The organism is Bacillus sp. LR--39 (genome assembly GCF_053613335.1).
In genome coordinates, this window is the sequence record NZ_JBSIOT010000001.1 from 40,055 (window position 1) to 60,032 (window position 19,978).

The 19,978-nt window shown below is 46.8% G+C and carries 19 protein-coding genes and 1 other annotated feature; of the genes, 13 read left to right on the forward strand and 6 right to left on the reverse strand.

All coding sequences use genetic code 11. The annotated features are described in order from the left end of the window. Nucleotides 1-2: 2 nt before the first annotated feature. From ACWHAR_RS00325 to ACWHAR_RS00360, 8 genes are all read left to right on the forward strand, one after another. The gene (locus ACWHAR_RS00325) at nucleotides 3-698 is read left to right on the forward strand and encodes an ABC transporter ATP-binding protein (protein ID WP_007408816.1); all 696 of its coding nucleotides are present in this window, start codon (nucleotides 3-5) and stop codon (nucleotides 696-698) included. Further along, entirely contained in the window at nucleotides 688-1,998 is a 1,311-nt protein-coding gene (locus tag ACWHAR_RS00330) for an ABC transporter permease (RefSeq protein ID WP_012118242.1), read from the forward strand. Before ACWHAR_RS00325 ends, ACWHAR_RS00330 begins: the two co-directional genes overlap by 11 nt. A 63-nt stretch (nucleotides 1,999-2,061) precedes the next feature. After that, nucleotides 2,062-2,757, forward strand: coding sequence for a response regulator transcription factor (locus ACWHAR_RS00335; RefSeq protein ID WP_007613229.1), 696 nt, complete (start codon nucleotides 2,062-2,064; stop codon nucleotides 2,755-2,757). Further along, nucleotides 2,750-3,754 (forward strand): sensor histidine kinase, encoded by a 1,005-nt coding sequence (locus tag ACWHAR_RS00340; protein ID WP_032873576.1) that lies wholly within the window; start codon nucleotides 2,750-2,752, stop codon nucleotides 3,752-3,754. The genes ACWHAR_RS00335 and ACWHAR_RS00340 overlap by 8 nt, the downstream gene beginning before the upstream one ends. A 105-nt stretch (nucleotides 3,755-3,859) precedes the next feature. Further along, entirely contained in the window at nucleotides 3,860-4,612 is a 753-nt protein-coding gene (locus ACWHAR_RS00345) for an ABC transporter ATP-binding protein (RefSeq protein ID WP_007613227.1), read from the forward strand. Beyond that, on the forward strand, nucleotides 4,609-6,549 hold the full coding sequence (locus tag ACWHAR_RS00350; protein ID WP_032873578.1) for an FtsX-like permease family protein: 1,941 nt from the start codon (nucleotides 4,609-4,611) through the stop codon (nucleotides 6,547-6,549). The genes ACWHAR_RS00345 and ACWHAR_RS00350 overlap by 4 nt, the downstream gene beginning before the upstream one ends. A 107-nt stretch (nucleotides 6,550-6,656) precedes the next feature. Beyond that, nucleotides 6,657-7,376, forward strand: a complete 720-nt coding sequence (locus ACWHAR_RS00355) for a YwaF family protein (protein WP_032873580.1) — start codon at nucleotides 6,657-6,659, stop codon at nucleotides 7,374-7,376. A gap of 195 nt (nucleotides 7,377-7,571) precedes the next feature. Then, nucleotides 7,572-8,756, forward strand: a complete 1,185-nt coding sequence (locus tag ACWHAR_RS00360) for an MDR family MFS transporter (protein ID WP_032873582.1) — start codon at nucleotides 7,572-7,574, stop codon at nucleotides 8,754-8,756. A 41-nt stretch (nucleotides 8,757-8,797) separates the two neighbouring features. Here ACWHAR_RS00360 and ACWHAR_RS00365 read toward each other — a convergent pair whose 3' ends face one another. Beyond that, nucleotides 8,798-9,583: a PAS domain-containing protein gene (locus ACWHAR_RS00365; RefSeq protein WP_032873584.1), complete on the reverse strand. Its 786-nt coding sequence runs from the start codon at nucleotides 9,581-9,583 to the stop codon at nucleotides 8,798-8,800. Nucleotides 9,584-9,970: 387 nt separating this feature from the next. On the opposite strand from ACWHAR_RS00365, the gene ACWHAR_RS00370 reads away from it, so the two are divergent. The 4 genes from ACWHAR_RS00370 to ACWHAR_RS00385 all read left to right on the forward strand — a co-directional run bounded on the left by ACWHAR_RS00370 (nucleotide 9,971) and on the right by ACWHAR_RS00385 (nucleotide 14,135). Continuing rightward, nucleotides 9,971-10,306, forward strand: coding sequence for a DUF4257 domain-containing protein (locus tag ACWHAR_RS00370; RefSeq protein ID WP_015418038.1), 336 nt, complete (start codon nucleotides 9,971-9,973; stop codon nucleotides 10,304-10,306). Nucleotides 10,307-10,408: 102 nt separating this feature from the next. Beyond that, nucleotides 10,409-10,622, forward strand: a binding site (T-box leader). 109 nt (nucleotides 10,623-10,731) lie between these two features. Beyond that, nucleotides 10,732-13,146, forward strand: coding sequence for a leucine--tRNA ligase (leuS, locus tag ACWHAR_RS00375; protein WP_007613214.1), 2,415 nt, complete (start codon nucleotides 10,732-10,734; stop codon nucleotides 13,144-13,146). 116 nt (nucleotides 13,147-13,262) lie between these two features. Further along, nucleotides 13,263-13,574, forward strand: a complete 312-nt coding sequence (locus ACWHAR_RS00380; protein WP_032873586.1) for a rhodanese-like domain-containing protein — start codon at nucleotides 13,263-13,265, stop codon at nucleotides 13,572-13,574. 9 nt (nucleotides 13,575-13,583) lie between these two features. Beyond that, complete coding sequence (locus ACWHAR_RS00385; RefSeq protein WP_079891119.1) at nucleotides 13,584-14,135, forward strand: GNAT family N-acetyltransferase; 552 nt, start codon at nucleotides 13,584-13,586, stop codon at nucleotides 14,133-14,135. Between the two features lie 36 nt (nucleotides 14,136-14,171). Here the strand turns inward: ACWHAR_RS00385 and melA are convergent, their stop codons facing one another. From melA to ACWHAR_RS00410, 5 genes are read right to left on the reverse strand one after another with little or no spacing between them, the layout of a single operon-like run. Beyond that, nucleotides 14,172-15,470 (reverse strand): alpha-galactosidase MelA, encoded by a 1,299-nt coding sequence (melA, locus tag ACWHAR_RS00390; RefSeq protein WP_032873588.1) that lies wholly within the window; start codon nucleotides 15,468-15,470, stop codon nucleotides 14,172-14,174. A gap of 22 nt (nucleotides 15,471-15,492) precedes the next feature. Then, nucleotides 15,493-16,314 (reverse strand): carbohydrate ABC transporter permease, encoded by an 822-nt coding sequence (locus ACWHAR_RS00395; RefSeq protein ID WP_007408803.1) that lies wholly within the window; start codon nucleotides 16,312-16,314, stop codon nucleotides 15,493-15,495. Continuing rightward, nucleotides 16,311-17,225, reverse strand: a complete 915-nt coding sequence (locus ACWHAR_RS00400; RefSeq protein ID WP_032873590.1) for a carbohydrate ABC transporter permease — start codon at nucleotides 17,223-17,225, stop codon at nucleotides 16,311-16,313. Before ACWHAR_RS00400 ends, ACWHAR_RS00395 begins: the two co-directional genes overlap by 4 nt. Further along, nucleotides 17,222-18,499: an ABC transporter substrate-binding protein gene (locus ACWHAR_RS00405; RefSeq protein WP_032873592.1), complete on the reverse strand. Its 1,278-nt coding sequence runs from the start codon at nucleotides 18,497-18,499 to the stop codon at nucleotides 17,222-17,224. The genes ACWHAR_RS00400 and ACWHAR_RS00405 overlap by 4 nt, the downstream gene beginning before the upstream one ends. A gap of 41 nt (nucleotides 18,500-18,540) precedes the next feature. Next, a complete protein-coding gene (locus ACWHAR_RS00410) occupies nucleotides 18,541-19,566 on the reverse strand; it encodes a LacI family DNA-binding transcriptional regulator (protein WP_032873594.1) in 1,026 nt (341 codons plus the stop codon). A gap of 201 nt (nucleotides 19,567-19,767) precedes the next feature. Between ACWHAR_RS00410 and ACWHAR_RS00415 the strand changes: the two genes are divergently transcribed. Next, on the forward strand, nucleotides 19,768-19,950 hold the full coding sequence (locus ACWHAR_RS00415) for a sporulation protein Cse60 (RefSeq protein WP_003152309.1): 183 nt from the start codon (nucleotides 19,768-19,770) through the stop codon (nucleotides 19,948-19,950). The last annotated feature ends 28 nt before the right edge of the window (nucleotides 19,951-19,978 follow it).

Consider the following 19,978-nt stretch of genomic DNA (forward strand, 5'->3'; position numbering starts at 1 on the left):
ACGTGATAGAAGTACAGCATATTGATCATTCATTTAAAATCGGCAGGAAAGGCAGAGAGAGTGAAGTTCCGGTATTGAAGGATGTCTCTTTGACCGTTGAAAAAGGGGAAATTGCCTGTATCGTCGGTCGGAGCGGTTCCGGAAAATCAACGCTTCTGAATTTAATATCCGGATACATAGCGCCGACGAAGGGCCGTATCGTCATTAACGGCACTGATGTGACGGGCTTCAGTGAAAAAGAGTGGGCGCAGTTCCGCCTCGGGCATTTCGGCTTTATTTTTCAAAGTTTTCAGCTCATTCCGAGTCTGACAACCTATGAAAATGTTGAAATGCCGCTTGCCTTAAAAGGCGTCAAACCGTCTGAACGCAAGCAGAAGGTCGCGGATATGCTGAAACGGGTCGGACTTGAGAATCATGCGAATCATTATCCGAATGAGCTGTCAGGCGGCCAGCAGCAGCGTGTCAGTATCGCAAGAGCCCTGATTTTAAATCCGTCGATTATTTTAGCTGATGAGCCGACGGGAAGCCTTGATTCAGAGACGGAACTTGAGGTGCTTGCATTAATTCAGCAGCTGAACCGGGAGCGCGGGATTACATTTGTCATCATTACGCATGACGATGAAGTCGCTTCGATCGCGCATTCAAAATTCCAGCTGCATGACGGTGTATTAAAAGGGGGCGTTACTGTTGAGATTTAAGGATCAGATTCACTTTATCAGAAGAAATATGAAGAAAAACCGGCTGCGTGTTTTCATGACGGTGCTGGCAACGACAATGGCGTGCGCGTTTTTAGTGGTGCTGGCTTCCGTCGGATTCGGCATCCAAAAAACGATTACAGACATTACGATGAGCCAGCAGATTGTTACGGAAATCAACGTACTCGGCCAAGAAAACGGAAAAGCCGTGAAGAAATCAGACTTGGAAAAGTATAAAAATGTCAAGTCTGTCGTTGAAAGAACACAAGTGTATGAACCGAATAAAGCGTCATTGGGAAACCGAACAAATGAAGATTCAGCCATTGTGCTGACAAACATGAACGATGAAGTCAAAGCCAATATGGAGCTTGATCAGGGAAGGGTCGCCCGCACAGAGAATGAAATCGTGGTCGGCTATGATTTTGCGAAGAACCTATTGACGAAAAAAGAGGCTGACGCTTACGACAAAGAGTTAAAGGATCACCAAGGCGACATGTCGGAGGTGAAAAAACCAAAAGGCTATACGAAAGACCTGCTTAATAAAACGATACAGCTGAGCATCTCCAAAACAAACAAAGACGGAGACGTTGAAAAAACGAAAACGTACGACTTTAAAGTAGTTGGAATTACAAAAAAACCGTCCCAAGATTGGATGGAGGATACAAATATTTTTGTGAGTGATCAATTCAAGAAAGACTTCTCGACATTCTTGGATCTGAAGAATGGAAATGCGGAAAAAAGCATCAATGTGTATGCGGACAAATTCGATCATGTCGATCAGCTTACCCATGACCTCACGGATGACGGCTTTTATGTCAGGTCTGTCACTACCGAGCTGAAGGGCGTCAACACCTTTTTCCTCGTCTTTAAAATCGGCCTGATCTTTGTCGGCTTTATCGCCGTCGTGATTTCTGCTATCGGTATTTTCAATACGATGACGATGGCGGTGACGGAACGAACGCAGGAAATCGGGATTATGAAAGCGATCGGCGCAAGCCCGTCCATCATCCGCAGAATGTTCCTGATGGAAAGCGCCTATATCGGGATATTAGGTTCTGTCATCGGGATTATCATTTCTTACGGAGTGAGTTTTGCCGTCAATCTGGCTGTGCCGGTTATCTTAAAAGCGGTAGGGGGAAACACCGGAGCTGAAGATCTTCATTATACCTTCTCCTATATCCCGCTCAGCCTCGTTGTGATCGCAGTTGTCATTTGTGCGGGGGTCGCGGTGATTTCCGGTATGAATCCGGCCCGCAAAGCGACAAAAACCAACGTTCTGACCGCATTAAGAAGAGAACTGTAAAGGAAAAAAGCCGGCTGGACATCAGCCGGTTTTTCCTCTATTTATCAGAAAAGGGCGGATACCATGTTTCACATTTTGTTAATAGAAGATGATAACACTTTGTTTCACGAGATGAAAGAGAGATTAACGGGCTGGTCATTTGCGGTGCACGGAATAAAAGATTTCAGCCGGGTCATCCGGGAGTTTTCCGAAATCAAGCCTGATTTGGTGATCATTGATGTACAGCTGCCGAAATTTGACGGCTTTCATTGGTGCAGAATGATACGCTCCCAATCAAACGTGCCGATTCTCTTTTTGTCCTCGCGTGATCATCCCGCGGATATGGTCATGTCGATGCAGCTCGGGGCAGATGATTTTATTCAGAAGCCTTTTCACTTTGATGTGTTAATCGCGAAAATACAGGCGGTGTTCCGCCGTGTGCATCAATACGGCACAGAACCGGCGCTGATGAAAAGATGGTGCGGGGCGGTCATTGACACAGAAACCAACACGGTCAGCCGTAAAAACGGTTCGGTCGAGCTGACCAAAAACGAAATGCTGATCTTAAAACTGCTGGCTGAGCAGAAAAATAAAATCGTCAGTCGGGAAGAACTCATCAGAAGCCTTTGGAATGATGAACGTTTCGTCAGTGATAATACGCTGACGGTGAATGTCAACCGGCTGCGGAAAAAACTCGAACAATTAGGCATCGGGAAAATGATTGAAACCAAGGTGGGGCAGGGATACATCGCAAAGGAAGAAGACGGTCTTTATGATTAAATCATTTCTGCTCGAAAGAAAAAGCTGGATTGCGATGTTTCTTTTGCAGCAGGCTGTGCTCCTTTTTGCGGCATATATTGATCCGTCTATTCCGTTTTTTTCAGTGCTGTATTTCGTTTACCTGTCGCTTCTTGTGTTTCTTGTATTTCTCTTGTTCCGCTATCGTAAAGAGACCGCCTATTATAAAAGCTTAAGAGAGTGGGACGCCAATTTAGACATGTCTTATCTTAAAGCGCCTGACAGTCCGTTTGAGTCTATCGTTGAAGAAAGCATTGAAGGGCAGACGGAGCAATTACGAAAAAGCTCACTTCACCTTCAGGCGGCTTCAGAGCATGAAAAGGACGATCTGATGTCATGGATTCACGAGGTCAAAACACCGCTGACAGCGATGCATCTCATGATTGAGCGCCTTGATGAACAGCCGCTGAAAGCCCCTTTGCTGTATGAATGGCTGCGGATTCACCATCTCCTGGACCAGCAGCTTCATCAGAAACGATTGTCCTTTATTGAAAATGATTTATCATTCCAGCGCGTTCAGCTCAGACCGCTCGTTTTCAAAGAAATTAAAAATCTGCAATCATGGTGTATACAAAAAGGGATCGGGTTTGACATTCAGCTTGATTCACCAGACGTTCACAGTGACGGAAAATGGCTTTCCTTCATCATCAGGCAGCTGTTAAGCAATGCCGTCAAATACAGTGAAGCGGATGACATTACCGTAAAAAGCTATGAACAAAACGGCCGGGTGCACGTGGATATTGAAGACCGCGGCATCGGCATCGAGCCCAAAGATCTTCCGCGCATTTTTGAAAAGGGATTTACTTCGACGCGAATGAGGCGTGATCACGCGTCAACGGGGATGGGCCTGTATTTGGCTCGAAAAGCCGCGGCTCCGCTTCTCATACAGATCAGCGTGCGCTCTGAGCCGGAAAGCGGCACGGTTTTTACCTTGGTGTTTCCGAAACAGAACGATGCCGTCAGCATGTTCAGCGTGTGACAAAAGTGTCACATGCTTTTCTCTTTTGTTCGCTTAATCAAACGAAAAAAACGGCTTCTGTTTTTAAAATAAAGATAACCAATGTAAAAGGAGAATCATAACGCGATGATTTTAGAAGCAGGCAATATACAAAAAAGCTACGGAAACAAGCTGAATAAACAAGAGGTGCTGAAAGGAATTGATCTTCAGATTCACAAAGGGGAATTCGTCAGCATTATGGGCCCGTCGGGATCAGGGAAAACGACCCTTTTGAATGTGCTTTCCTCCATTGATAAAGTGAGCGCGGGCACCATTAAACTGAATGAGACGGAGATAACATCCATGAAAGAAAAACAGCTTGCCGAATTCAGAAAACGGCATCTCGGCTTTATTTTTCAGGATTATAATTTATTGGACACGCTGACCGTGAAGGAAAACATACTCCTGCCGTTATCCATTACGAAAATGTCTAAGAAAGAGGCGGACCTGCGATTTGCCGAGACGGCAGAGGAGCTTGGGATCTATGATTTGCGACATAAGTATCCGAGTGAAATTTCCGGCGGGCAAAAACAGCGGACGTCTGCCGCAAGAGCTGTTATTCACGAACCGGGCATTATTTTTGCTGATGAGCCGACCGGAGCGCTCGATTCAAAGGCTGCCATGGATTTACTGAATAAACTCAGCCGTCTGAATCAAAAACGCCGCGCCACCATTGTGATGGTGACGCATGATCCGGTTGCCGCCAGCTATTCCGGACGTGTGGTTTTCATTAAAGACGGCCGTGTGTATACACAGCTGAATAAAGGCGGTCAGGACAGACCGGACTTTTTTCAGGATATTATGAAAACGCAAAGTGTATTGGGCGGGGTTCAGGCATGAGTATTCATCATTTGATCTTCCAGAACCTGAAAAAGAATATGAAAAACTATTACCTTTACGTTTTTGCGCTGGTGTTCAGCGCCGCCCTTTATTTCGCGTTTGTCACGATGCAATACGATCCGGCGCTTGATGAAATGAAAAGCTCCATAAAAGGAGCGGCGGCAATCCGGGCCGCCTCTGTACTGCTTGTGGCGATCGTGTCGGTATTTCTTTTATACGCCAACACCATTTTTATTAAACGGCGCGGCCGGGAAATCGGCTTATTCCGATTAATCGGCATGACGAAAATGCACATTTTCCGCATACTCAGCACAGAAAATTTCATTTTGTATTTCGGATCGATTTGGATCGGTATTTTTGCCGGCTTTTCTCTTTCGAAATTATGTATGATGATGCTGTTTCATACAGTCGGTGTGAAAGCCTCTGTCTCACTGTTTTTTTCAAGCAAGGCGCTCGTTCAGACGTTAATTGTGTTCGGGGCAATTTACCTGCTGATTATGGTGATGAATTACTTATTTATTAAACGGCAAAGCATTTTGTCTTTATTTAAAACCGCGTCATCGTCAGAAAGCGGCATAAGACGGCTTTCTTGGGTGCAGATGTCGATCGGCGTTGTCGGTATTGCGGCCATTATCGCCGGCTATGCCGTGTCCGCGCATTTATTCGGAGGCAGTTTTACGAGCATGAATGAACTGTTTTCGGCAATGGTGTTTATTCTCGGCTCGGTCATTATCGGAACCTATCTGTTTTATAAAGGTTCGGTCAGCTTTCTGGCAAATCTCATCCGGAAATCAAAAGGCGGGTATCTGAATGTCAGTGAAGTGCTGTCTTTGTCATCCATCATGTTCCGGATGAAGTCAAACGCCGTATTGCTGACGATTATTACGACTCTTTCGGCGCTGGCAATCGGTTTGCTGTCTTTAAGCTATATCTCGTACTACTCCGCGGAAAAATCGGCTGAGCAAAATACAGCCGCGGACTTTGCGTTTGATAACCAAAAGGAGACTGACTCATTTACCGCTTTATTGAAGAAAGACGGAATTGAACACAAAGTGAAAACAATCAAGACCATTCAAGCCGGTGTCAATATGAAGAACATCATAAACGGCGATATGAAAAACTTTCAACAAGACCCGTCCAGCTTGGCGCTGCCGATTATAAGCGAGAAAGACGCAGAAGGGACGGAGCTTTCTGACGGAGAAGCCGTGTTTACCGGATATAATGATATGATGAAAAGATTTCTCGACCTGAAAACGTCGGGTTCCATTGATATAAACGGCAAAACGGATAAAATACCGCTGGCGTATAAGGGCTTGAAGAACGACTTCCTCCTGTCATATACATTTACAAGCGGAGGGCTGCCGACCGTTATCGTCACGCAGCAGGTATTCGACCGGATCGAGAAAGATATCGACCCGTCCATTCAGGGAAAATCAAATCGGTTTTTCGGCATTACACTCAAACGTGAAGAGGACATCCAAAAAGCTGATGGTCTGTTTCAGGCGCAGCACTATTCAGACGGCGCGCTTTCGCAATTTGAAACGGCTGACACTCAAAAGAAAAATATGGGGCTGATCATGTTTATTGTCGGCTTTTTGGGATTGACCTTTCTGATCACCTCAGGCTGTATCCTTTATTTTAAACAAATGGGCGAGTGTGAGGATGAGAAGGCTGATTACACGATATTGCGGAAGCTCGGCTTCACAACGGGAGATCTGCTGAAAGGCATCCGCCGGAAGCAGGCGTATCATTTCGGGATTCCGCTCGTTCTAGGGCTGTTCCACAGCTATTTTGCCGTTCAGTCAGGATGGTTTTTATTCGGAACGGAAGTGTGGACGCCGATGATCATCGTCATGGCGCTGTATACGCTGCTGTACTCCATCTTCGGCATGCTGTCGGTGCTATACTATAAAAAGGTCATTCAATCCGCATTGTAAAACAAGTTGAGGAGCCTCCGCATAAGCGGAGGCTTTTTTTGTATGAATAGAAGAAAGCGATTTTTAAAAGAATAGACATACGTCATTTTTTCGCGCGGGGGAGCCTTATGCAGAAGTATTTTCAATTGAAATCTGAAACAGGGACCTTTCATCTTTTTTCCAAGGAACACATTTTCACGCTGTTGATCATCGGATTGCTGGGGGCGGGCGTGATCATGTTCCGGAAAAAGCTCAACCACGGCCGGTCGAATCGCATGATCCGCTATGTACTGTTCATTCTCCTTGCCGTGTCGCAGATCAGCTATCATATATGGCTGCTATGTCATCATGCCTGGTCGCTGAAAACAGCTCTGCCGCTGCAGCTGAGCGACCTTTCCGTCTATTTGGCGATGCTGATGGTCATGACAAAAAGCAAAAAACTGTTCGCCTTCCTCTATTTTGCCGGTTTGGGCAGCGCTATACAGGCGATGGCAACACCTGATTTAGGGGCGTATTCTTTCCCTCATTTTCGGTACATCGTGTTTTTCGTCTCCCACGGCTGTGTTTTTCTTACCTGTCTATTCATGGCTGCTTCAGAAAGGTACAGGCCGTCGGCGCGCGGGCTGTGGGTATCGGTGCTGATCGTAAATCTGTACGGGGCGTGTGTCTTTTTTATTGATCGTGTGCTGAATGCAAATTACCTATATTTAATGAAAAAACCGAAGACCGCTTCGCTTCTGAATGTTTTCGGACCTTGGCCGTGGTATCTTCTATCAATGGAAGCGGCGGTGATATTGAGCTTTTTCATTCTGTATATTCCGTTTTGGCTGCTGAGGAAAAGAGCATGAGGCCGGCCTGTTTTTGTGAATCCAATCATTTGTAATTTTTTCAACATTCCGGCATTATTTTTTTCGGATTCTGATGTTGAAAAAAGACGTCCGCGGCGATAGAATGAATGTGCTATGATAACGTGTTCGATACGGAGCCGCGGCTTGCGGTTTCCGTTTTTTCATGGGGTTTTTTATAGAGAGAGGGGGATCGGTATGCCGCGCGCTTTGAAGATATTAATCATCGGAATGTTTATCAATGTGACGGGCGCATCTTTTTTGTGGCCGCTGAATACGATCTATATTCATAATCATTTAGGGAAATCGCTGACTGTTGCGGGGATTGTTCTGATGCTGAATTCCGGTGCCAGTGTGGCGGGGAATTTATGCGGCGGATTTTTGTTTGATAAAATCGGCGGATTCAAATCCATTATGCTCGGCATTATGATCACATTGGCAAGTCTTCTCGGACTCGTTCTGTTTCACCAATGGCCCGTTTATATTTGGCTGCTCATCATTGTCGGCTTCGGTTCCGGTATCGTGTTTCCGGCCAGTTATGCCATGGCGGGAGCGGTATGGAAAGAAGGCGGGCGGAGAGCTTTTAATGCGATTTATGTAGCTCAGAACGCAGGTGTCGCCGTGGGCTCGGCACTCGGCGGGATGGTTGCGGCGTACTCGTTTACGTACGTGTTTTTAGCCAATGCTATGCTGTATGTGCTGTTTTTCCTTATCGTATTTTTCGGGTTTCGAAATATCAAAACCGGAAATGCGAGCCAGGTTTCTGTCCTGGACTACGAGCCTGTCAGCAGCAGAACGAAATTTACGGCGCTTCTCATATTGAGCGGCGGGTATGTTCTCGGGTGGATTGCCTATTCGCAGTGGTCCACAACCGTTGCGTCACATACTCAAAGCATCGGTATGCCGCTTTCATTATACAGTGTGCTTTGGACCGTAAACGGAATATTAATTGTCGCCGGACAGCCTCTCATAGGAGCTGTTCTGAGAAAATGGTCCGGTGCGTTAAAAACGCAGATGGTCATCGGCTTTTGTATTTTTATCGTCTCGTTCGGCGTGCTTCTCAGCGCCAAGCAATTTCCGATGTACCTCACCGCAATGGTGATTTTAACTGTCGGAGAAATGCTTGTCTGGCCTGCCGTGCCTACCATTGCCAATCAGCTTGCGCCTAAGGGGAAAGAGGGGTTTTACCAAGGGTTCGTCAACAGTGCGGCGACGGGCGGCAGAATGATCGGGCCGCTCCTTGGCGGCGTGCTGGTTGATCAGTACGGCATGAGCGTGCTGCTGCTGATCCTGATGGTGCTTCTTGTTGTCAGCATCGCAGCGACGGTGCTGTACGACAAACGCCTGAAAACCGTTAATAAACAAAACGTCCAAGTGCGATGACGACATAAAAAAATCCCGCTGTTTCGGCGGGATTTTTTTGTTTATACGACCGGAAGCACGTTGACCGCGTCCTTAACGTTTAAATATGTCTTTAATGAAGAAAAGCTGGCATCAAGCTGATTTATTCTCATGGCGAGGGAAGGCTTGATCCCGGTAATAATCAATTCCGTGCCGATTAATTTAAGCAGATGGTGCAATTTGAAAATCCGGTCTGCGGTCTGTTCGTTTACCTCGGCCAGACCTGATAAGTCTATAATTAAGTAATCATCTTTAGATGCGGTTAATATGTCCGTCAAAGTTGTCACGATTGAATCAAATCGTTCTTCCGTTAAGTTTCCCACTAACGGCAAAGCGGAGATGCCGTTTCGGATCGGAACAATCGGCGTTGACAGCGTCGTGATTTCTGCGAGGGAATCCTCAAGGAGCTTTTCGTATTCTTTCTGCTCTGTAATGTCTTTTTGAAAACCGACAAAATAGAGCTTGTCTTCAACATACAGAGGATCAATGTTGAGTTCATTCCAAAATGGGGTGCCGTCTTTTTTGACATTTTTCAGCCGCACCGTGATCTTTTCTTTCTGGTTTAAGCTCTTTCTTATTTTCGCGACTTGTTGACGGTCGGTTTCTTTGCTTTGCAGAAATCTGCAGTTCTTACCTAATATCTCTTCGGAAGAGTAGCCTGTCATATCCATAAATCCCTGATTTGTATATATGATGGGATTGTCCTCAAGAGAGGGGTCTGTAATCACCACGCCGATGCGTGCGTGATCAAGCGCCTTTTTGATAAGCTCCAGCTGCTCCAGTTTTCCGAATACATTTGAGTCAGCCATGTAAAACCCCCTTTTGGCCGTAAAGCTGTGCGCTTTTTCAGCCGTTGTTTCTCCCCTTTTTAAATGAATCTACAGTAACCGTAGCATAACATATGTTCTGATTCAAGCAGCCGAAGTTTGCAATTTGTCATTCGGGCTTGTCCTCATATACACTGAATATATAAGGGGAAGGCACACATTGCTAAGTAAGTGACTAGGTCATTGTCACTGGGTGAAAAATGAATCTAATGCATCAAGCTTACCGATCATGTGTTCACATATAATGGAAGAAACAAGCTTTTTACTTTCCTGCTCAATCGCCGGTATGTAGATATCGAATATCATCGTATTCGTAAGGGGGCTGGATGGCCTGAAGTCGCTTTACTAAATAAGGGCTTTAGGAAGGTGATGAAGATGCTGCATCAGGTAATAATTGCTTGTGTAATTGGAGGCATCATGGGGGTTCTCGGTCATGTGAAAAAGAGAGGCAGGCTGGAGAAACCCAGAATGACAAAGCGGTTTATCTATCTCGGTTTTTTGGAAGATGGTTTTATCGGAATGGCTGCTTCCATCTTACTTGTCTTATCCGCTGACCCCGATTCAGGAATTCAACTCGTCATCTTATCCATAATCGCAGGCTACGGCGGAGAAGCTGTTCTCAGGAGCTTTGATTTTGTCAGAGAACAAAACAGTGATTCGGCCGAAGCAAAACCACACCAGCAAAAAAATCCTCCATCAAAATAATATCCCCGCTCATGACCCGTTCTGGGTACATTCCCATTGTATACAAACCTGCTTGCACTTATGAACAGAATTCTATAAAATACAGGTAAGATTACGGTAGCGATAAGAACAGTGAAGAGGAGCAGTAAGAAGCAGATTTTGCAATCAGAGAGTTGACGGCCGGTGCAAGTCAATCAAGTCTGTTTCCGAACTCGCCTCAGAGTTGCAGCGGCAAAACCGCTGACGCATAACTGCGTTAAAAGTATCAAGTGAGTGCGGCTTAAAACCGCGCTAACGAGGGTGGTACCGCGGGAAATAAAAATCTCTCGTCCCTTTTTGGGATGAGGGAGTTTTTTTTAGTTTTAGAATAATCTGAATATAATCTTTCTCATCCCGTCAATACTTGGACTACATACGCCGTATTCAATCAGAAGGAGGTTTTTACGTTGAGTTTTCAGCACGAAAAAATAGAAAAGAAATGGCAGAATTACTGGTTGGATCATAAAACGTTCGCCGTCAGTGAAGAGAATGACAAGCCGAAGTTTTACGCGCTTGACATGTTCCCGTATCCTTCAGGAGCCGGCCTTCATGTCGGACATCCGGAAGGCTATACGGCAACCGATATCCTTTCGCGCATGAGACGCATGCAAGGATACAATGTGCTTCATCCGATGGGATGGGACGCGTTCGGGCTTCCTGCCGAGCAATACGCGCTTGACACGGGGAATGATCCGGCTGAGTTCACAAAACAAAATATAGATAATTTCCGCCGCCAGATCCAATCACTCGGATTTTCTTACGATTGGGATCGTGAAATCAATACGACTGATCCGGACTATTACAAGTGGACGCAGTGGATCTTCACCAAGCTGTACGAAAAAGGGCTCGCTTACGTAGACGAAGTGCCGGTCAACTGGTGCCCGGCGCTCGGAACGGTGCTTGCGAACGAAGAAGTCATTGACGGCAAAAGCGAGCGGGGCGGCCATCCGGTTGAACGCCGTCCGATGAGACAATGGATGCTGAAAATCACCGCTTATGCGGACAGGCTTCTTGAAGATTTAGAAGAACTTGACTGGCCGGAAAGCATTAAAGACATGCAGCGCAACTGGATCGGACGCTCAGAAGGCGCAAACGTGCATTTCGCGATCGACGGCACTGATGACACGTTTACGGTGTTTACGACAAGACCGGACACGCTGTTCGGCGCGGCTTATGCCGTACTGGCTCCTGAGCATGAGCTTGTGGAGGCCATCACGACGCCTGAACAAAAAGAAGCGGTAGACGCTTATGTTAAAGAAGTTCAGGCGAAAAGTGATCTGGAACGGACGGATCTTGCGAAAACAAAAACGGGCGTCTTCACAGGCGCATATGCCGTAAACCCTGCAAACGGAGAAAAGCTGCCGATCTGGATAGCGGATTATGTCCTCGCCTCTTACGGAACGGGCGCTGTAATGGCCGTGCCGGCGCATGACGAACGTGATTTTGAATTCGCCAAAGTGTTCAGCCTGCCTGTCAAAGAAGTCGTAAAAGGCGGAAACACGGAAGAAGAAGCGTACACGGGAGACGGAGAGCATGTCAATTCCGGCTTTCTGAACGGACTGAATAAAGCGGAAGCGATTGAAAAAATGATCGCCTGGCTTGAAGAAACGAAAAACGGTGAGAAAAAAGTGACATACCGTCTGCGTGATTGGCTGTTCAGCCGCCAGCGCTATTGGGGCGAGCCGATTCCGGTTATTCATTGGGAAGACGGCACGTCAACAGCCGTTCCGGCGGAAGAGCTGCCGCTGATTCTGCCGAAAACAGATGAAATCAAACCGAGCGGAACAGGTGAATCACCGCTTGCCAACATTAAAGAGTGGGTGGAAGTCACTGATCCTGAAACGGGCAAAAAAGGCAGAAGAGAAACAAACACGATGCCGCAATGGGCGGGAAGCTGCTGGTATTTCCTCCGCTTTATCGATCCGAAAAATCCGGATCAGCTCGCGTCACCTGAGAAACTGGATAAATGGCTGCCTGTTGATATTTACATCGGAGGAGCGGAGCATGCCGTGCTTCACCTTCTGTACGCGCGTTTCTGGCATAAATTCCTCTACGACATCGGTGTCGTGCCGACGAAAGAACCGTTCCAAAAGCTGTATAACCAAGGAATGATTCTCGGGGAAAATAATGAAAAAATGAGTAAATCCCGCGGAAACGTCGTCAATCCGGATGAAATTGTGGCGTCTCACGGAGCAGATACGCTCCGCCTGTACGAAATGTTTATGGGGCCGCTTGATGCATCTATCGCCTGGTCTGAATCAGGTCTTGACGGAGCGCGCCGCTTCCTTGACCGCGTATGGCGTTTGTTTATCGAGGAAAACGGCGAACTGACGGGCAAAGTGACAGAAGGCGCAGGCGAAACTCTTGAGCGCGTCTATCATGAAACGGTCATGAAAGTGACAGAAAACTTCGAAGCCCTTCGTTTTAACACGGGCATTTCTCAGCTGATGGTCTTCATTAATGAAGCTTACAAAGCGAATGAACTGCCGAAAGACTATATCGAAGGTTTTGTGAAGCTGCTTTCTCCTATTGCGCCGCATTTGGCTGAAGAACTGTGGGAAAAACTCGGCCACGAAGGTTCGATTGCATACGAGGCTTGGCCTGCTTATGACGAATCAAAACTGGTGGACGATGAAGTGGAAATCGTCGTCCAGCTGAACGGAAAAGTAAAAGCGAAATTAATGGTTCCGGCTGATGCTGATAAAGCAGCGTTAGAACAGCTCGCACAAGCTGACGAAAAAGTAAAAGAGCAGCTTGAAGGAAAAACGATCCGAAAAATCATTGCCGTACCGGGCAAGCTTGTCAATATCGTGGCAAACTGACCGGACGAAGCCCCTCTCCTACAGAGAGGGGCTTTTTTATCAGGCCTCTATCATAGAAATTGCACCGCGGGCTTTGGTATACTTAACACCATAAAGATGAATGGGAGTGTCACACATTGAAAATAAATGAAATCAGCACAGCCGCACTGGAAGAAAAATTAAAAACGGGAGAAGAGCTGTATCTGGTTGATGTCAGAGAAGACGAAGAAGTTGCCGAAGGAATGATTCCGCAGGCCGTTCACATCCGCATGGGAGACATCCCTGAGAAGATGGATGCGTTAGACAAGGACAAGGAATATGTATTTATCTGCCGTTCCGGAAAAAGAAGTATGAACGTTTGTATGTATTTACATGAGCAGGGCTTCCGTACGGTTAATGTTGAAGGCGGCATGCTGGAGTGGGAAGGCGAAACAAAGCCGAAGAAATAACGCTTTGAAGTGAAAGAAGAAAAAGGACGTGCGTCTTTTTCTTCTTTTTTTATAAAAAAACGGGAGGCGAATCAGGTGAAACCGATGATCCGCGCGATGAAAACAAACGATATCAAACAGGTCCGGCAAGTCGCAGAACGCAGCTGGCATCATACGTATGAAGGGATTATTCCCGGACACATTCAGGATCAGTTTCTCGAATCCGCCTATCAGGATGAGATGATGGAACGCCGGCTCTTGCATTCTCTGTTCTTTGTGGCAGAAGAAGAGGGGCGAGTGCTCGGTTTTGCAAATGTCACCCCGGTTCAAAAAGACGGAAATGCGGAGCTGACCGCCATCTATATTGACCCGGATTGCCAGGGAAGCGGGATAGGAACGACACTCCTTAAAGAATGCATCAGGCAGTCCGGCGGGGTAAAAAAGCTTTATGTCCATGCAGAAAAAGAGAACCGCATCGCCTTATCCTTTTATCAAGCGAAAGGGTTTCAATGGGTATGTGAATTTGAAGAAGACTTTAAAGGACACACTTTACAGACGGTCAAACTGGTGCTGAACATATAAAGCGATCCAGCCTTTCCAGGACCGGATCGCGAATGATCAGTGATAAGCCGGAAGCAGGTCTTTGTGCGCTTCAAATAAGTCGTCGCACAAAGAGATGATGTCATTCATGGAAAGCTCGGCGCTTGTATGCGGGTCAAGCATGGCCGCCTGATATACGGCTTCCTTTTTTAATGTAACGGCCGCTTCGATGGTTAAAAGCTGTGTGTTAATGTTTGTTCTGTTGAGCGCCGCGAGCTGCTCCGGAAGTTCGCCGGAATAGCACGACATAATGTGGTTTTTGACGGCTGTGCAAGGCACTTCAACGACCGCTTTCGCCGGCAGATTCGGTATCAGCCCGGTATTCAGCACATTGCCGCCGAATGTGAACGGTTTGCCCGTCTCCATCGCTTCTATAATTCTCGAACCGTATTCTTTTGAGCGTTCGTGCGTCAGGTTTTGGTTGTTGATGATGCCGTCTCTCATCGTTTCCCAATTGTTGATTTGTTCCGCGCATCTCCTCGGATATTCATCAAGCGGAATTTGGAGTTCATCTATCAGCTCAGGATACCGGCTTTTTATAAAATACGGGTGATATTCAGCATTATGCTCAGATGATTCCGTTACGTAGCAGCCGAATTTATCCATCAGCTCAAACCGCACCATGTCCTTATGTTTCGTCTTTTGTTTTTCGCGTGCCCGTCTTTTAATTTCAGGATATAAATCAATTCCGTCTTTTTTAATCTCCAAAAGCCAAGCCATATGGTTGATGCCGGCAATGCGTTCTTCTGTCCCTTCGTGATCCATGCCGAGTGAGTCAAACAGATCTTTGGTACATACCTGGACGCTGTGGCACAGGCCGACCGTTTTGACATTTGTATGTCTGAGCATCGCTCCGGTCAGAGAGGCCATCGGATTTGTATAGTTTAACAGCCACGCATCCGGGCAGACCTCTTCCATGTCTTTTGCGATGTCAAATAAAACGGGGATGGTGCGAAGGGAACGGAAAATGCCGCCTATTCCGACGGTATCGGCAATCGTCTGGCGGAGACCGTACCGCTTCGGGATGTCAAAGTCAATAACCGTCGCGGGTTTATAGCCGCCGACTTGAATGGCGTTGATCACATAGCCGGCGTGTTTCAGCGCCTGTTTTCGGTCATCGTAGGAGATGATGGATATACTCGTATTGTAGCGGTCTCTCATGTTTTCCAGCATGAGCTGGGATTCTTTCAGCCGTACAGCGTCAATATCATAAAGCGCGAATTCAAACCCGTTTAATGCTTCAGTCAGTAAGCAGTCCCCCAGTACATTTTTTGCGAAAATCGTGCTCCCCGCTCCGATAAACGTAATTTTCTTCAATAGAAATTCCTCCCTTTTCTTCTCAGCCTTTGACCGCCCCGGAGGACAGCCCTGAGATAAAATATTTTTGAAGCGCCAAAAACAATACGACCATCGGCAGCATCGCCATAATTGCGGCTGCGGCGACTAAGTGAAGATTGTTCGCGTTTTCGCCGAAGAATCCCGCCATGGCCACGGTCAATGTCTGCACCTTTTGATCTTGTAAAAAGAAAATCGCAAATTGGTAATCGTTCCAGATAAACACGCAGGAAATAATGCAGACCGTTGCGGTAATCGGTTTCAACAAAGGAAACACGATTGTATAAAAAGTCCTGATCAATCCCGCGCCGTCCATCCTGGCGGCTTCCTCAAGCTCTTTCGGAATGGAAGAGCGGATAAACCCTGAATATAAGAAAACGGTCAGCGGCATATATGCAGCCGTATTAATGAGAATGGCTGCGGCATGCGTATTGATCAGCCCCGCATCAGCGACCATCTTGTATAAAGGAACCATGGAAGTCAAAGGCGGGATGATCATGATTGAAATCAAAAGGCCGAAGACGATTTTGTTCAGCTTTGTATTTCTTCTTGCGAGAGGGTATGCGGCAAGCGAACCCATGAAAATTAACAAAGCGGCGGAAACGGCTGTAATGATGATCGTGTTCAGAAAGGATTGCCCGAGAGAGGCACGTTCCCATGCTTCACGAAAATTCTGAAATGAAAAGGCGGATGGCAGCGACCATTTTGAACTGTAGTCTCCTTTTGCTTTTAATGACGTGGTCAGCAAAATATAAAAGGGGACAATATGAACGCACGAGATAACGGCTGCCAACAGCGTAAAAATCCGCATTCGGGCTGTTTTCATGACATTTCTGTCTCCTTTCGCTTGAAATACACGAGAGCCGAAAAGCTGATGACAAGAATAATAACGGACATAAATACGCCTTGGGCGGCGGCATATCCCGCATCCTGCCGTTTAAAATATAAATCATACATAAACGTCGACATCGATTGAGAGGAATTGCCCGGCCCGCCTGCGGTCAGTGCGAAAATGACATCAAACAGCTTCAGCCCGCCGATGATATTGATGACCATGTTGATGGTGACAGCCGGCATCAATAAAGGCAGGGTGATGGTGAAAAACGGCTGAAGACCTCCCGCGCCATCTATTTTTGCGGCCTCGTAATAATCTTTCGGAATGCTTTGCAGCCCCGCCAAATATACAATCATCGCAATGCCTGCGTATTGATACGTGTTAATCATCACGATAATCCACGGGTTTGCCGCAGGGCTTGCCAAGGCGTTGACAGGACCGATTCCCAGTGCGCCAAGTACATCATTCAGCGCACCCCCGTCATATGAGAAAATAAAATACCAAATGTATCCCATTATCAGCGGACTGATAATGACGGGCAGGTAGACGATCGTTCTTGTGAGCGCCTTCATTTTTGAGCTCTGATTCAAAAGCAGCGCATATAAAAGTCCGAGCATATTCTGAAAAAAAGTGCTTCCGATGCCGTAAAGCAAAGTGTTTTTCACAATAAGCCACGTGTCCGGATCTGTAAAAAGCCTTTTATATTGAGTGACCCCCACCCATTGATACGTCTGTGAGAAGCCGTTCCAGTTTGTAAATGTGATAAAAGCGCCTTTGACAAACGGAAAAATCATGAAAATAAAAACTATGGCAAGAGCGGGAACGTACATCCACCATAGTGACGCGGATTTTACCGGCTTTTGATGTTGAGATCCTTGAGTTTCTCTTGCAAGATCACTCATTCTTTTTCAGCTCCCTGTGAATCAGATTGAAGCCGGAGCCGCTTATATTCCCTGCCGAGTTTCGCTGAAATTTCAGCGGGGGTTAAGATATCGGCCATCAGCTCCTGCCCGGCTGTTCCCATCACATCCCACATTCCGTTCGGCAAATAAAGGCGGTCAAAATAAGGCTGCACCTTAATATGCTGATAGCGCTTATAGTCATTTGCGTAGAAAATGTCCGTTTGCACATTCACTAATCCGGCCGGAAGCGATGTCGCTTCGGCAATTGATTTTGCATGCTCGGGGCGGGCCATAAATGCGATAAACTGTTTCGCTTCTTTAAGCCGCGCGGAATCCTTGAATGCCGCCAGCGTGTAACGTTCGCCTCCGATCCAAACCGGTGCGTCTCCCTTGTGGACGGCCGGGGTCGGTATGATGCCGACTTTTACCTTCGGATTGATTTGAGCGACGTCTTGGCCGAGGGTGCCGCCCTGCAGCGTAAAGGCGATTTTGTTTTGCGCCATCAGTTCAATGAGCTGGGACCGTTTTGCCGTCACGGCATCTATATTGAGCAGGTTTTCCTTTTGCATCTCTTTCAGTTTGTCAGATAAATAGGTGAAGTGTGTCCAGCGGAAGGTTCCGTTTAACAGTTGTTTTTTGTAACGGTGTGCGGGATCTGTGATAAGAAGCGGTGCGGCGAATTGATCGTAATATTGGGCAAATGAGCTTTTCTCATAGCCGGCAAACCAGAAGGGGGTGACTGTTCCGCCGCTTTTTTCTTTAATCTGTCTCAATGCCTTCATAAAATCATCCATTGTTTCCGGCGGTTTGATTCCGTATTTTTCCAACAGCGTGCGGTTGTATGCCAGTCCGTCCTTTGCCTGATTCAGAGGGAAGGCGTATATTCTGCCTTTGGCGTCTTTGAGCATGCTGTTTAAATTCGGATCGAGCCGCTTCGTCCAAGACATGCCGCTGAGGTCGGCGGTATATTCTCCGTAGCGGATTTTGGCCCAGCCGTGTGTGTCGAAAAGGTCGGGCATGTCACCGGCTGCCATTCTGACTCTCATCATATTTTCGTAGTCATTGCCTGGGAAATGAACGTTTACTTGAATGTCCGGATGTTCTTTTTGGAATGAATCAGCCAACTTTCTGAATACGGCGCGTTCGCTGTCTGAGGATATGGTGGAATAGACTGTCAATGTTTTCTGCTTTTCTCCGGCGCCGCTCTGTTCTGCCGAGCAGCCGGGAAGTATCATGCAAGTAAAAGAAAGAAACAAAGCCAGTAAGCGTTTCATCTTTTCCTCCTTTAAATATGATATAAACGCTGCGGGACACGTCACCTCCTTTCTTGTGAGCCGCAGCTTTGTCTGACAATCAATGAAGTGGGGAGCGTCACGGCCAGCGGGACGGTTCTGCCGTTTAAACGGTCGAGAAGCAATTTGACACCCGTCCGGCCCATCTCTTCCGTGTATACTTTTACCGTTGATAACGGCGTGCTGGCGTATTCTGCCTCATCAATTCCGTTGAAGCTGACAACCGCCGTATCGCGCGGGACTTGAAGACCGGCTTCCTGCAAGGCTTTTAAAGCGCCGACAGCCATCGAATCACTTGCGATAAAAAAGGCATCGGGGAGACTTCCGCCTTTGATGGCTTCATTCATCAGCCGGAACCCTTCGTGCATACTGTATTCGCCGATCAGCACATGCTCCGGCTCGGCGCCGGCCATTTGTAAGAAAGCAGTCAGACGCTTATCCTCAATCGTTTTATTGCTGTTTACACCGTCTATGACGGTATGCTCCCGCTCCCGGCCGCCGATATAACCGAGCCGCTGGTAACCGAGCGACAGAAGATGTTCTATCGCCTTTTGCGCTGCGGCATAAAAATCCACGCTGACGGAATCGTAGCGGGCGGGATCGGGGGTGCCGTTAACAAATACCGCGTGCCTGAAAGCGGCGCTGATGTTCGTAAGCGCCTCGTCTTGCAGGCTGCCGATTATGATAACGCCGTCCAGTTCGTGAAACATATGCTCTTGAAAAGAACCGAGATGGATAGAAGATGTGATAAAAACTTTTTGCCGAAAGCATTCTTCCTCAATGCCTTTTCGGATCGCTGAAAAATAAGGATCCTGCCGTTCTTCTTCGGGTGACAGGCAGCTGACAACGCCGATCAGGGGCGCTGAATCGCTGCGGCTGCGGTTCTTCCGTTTTTTTGCCGACGGCTGATAGCCCAGCTCATCGGCGATCCTCAGAACTTTTTCTCTTGTTTCATCAGTCACGGCTAAAGAGTCATCCTTATTCAAAATTCTCGATACTGTCGCGCTGGATACAGATGCCTGTAAGGCAATATCTTTGAGACGGACCATTTCGCATCTCCTTTTTACTAAATATTTACTAAATAGAAATGACCTGGTTATTGTTAAAGTGATATTATCATACGTTAGTAAGCGTTTTCAACAACTATTTTTGGTCACTTTTAGTAAAAAATCAGTAAAAAAGAAAATCTGTTTTTCTCTATCATATTTCAATTGAACCGGAATAAATTGATAGAGAAAGGAGAGGGTGATGTGCTGAAGATAGCTGTTTTTGATGAGGAGCATGAAAAGGATCTGCAGACTGAAGTCAATACATTTTTAAAGGGGATTTCTGATGAACAGCTCGTTGATATTAAATATACGGTAGCGGCGGCCTGTGATCCTGAAGGTGAGCAGCTTTATTGTTTTTCCGCTCTCATTTTATACCGAAAATAAAGAAGCCCGGATGAAATGCCGGGCTTCT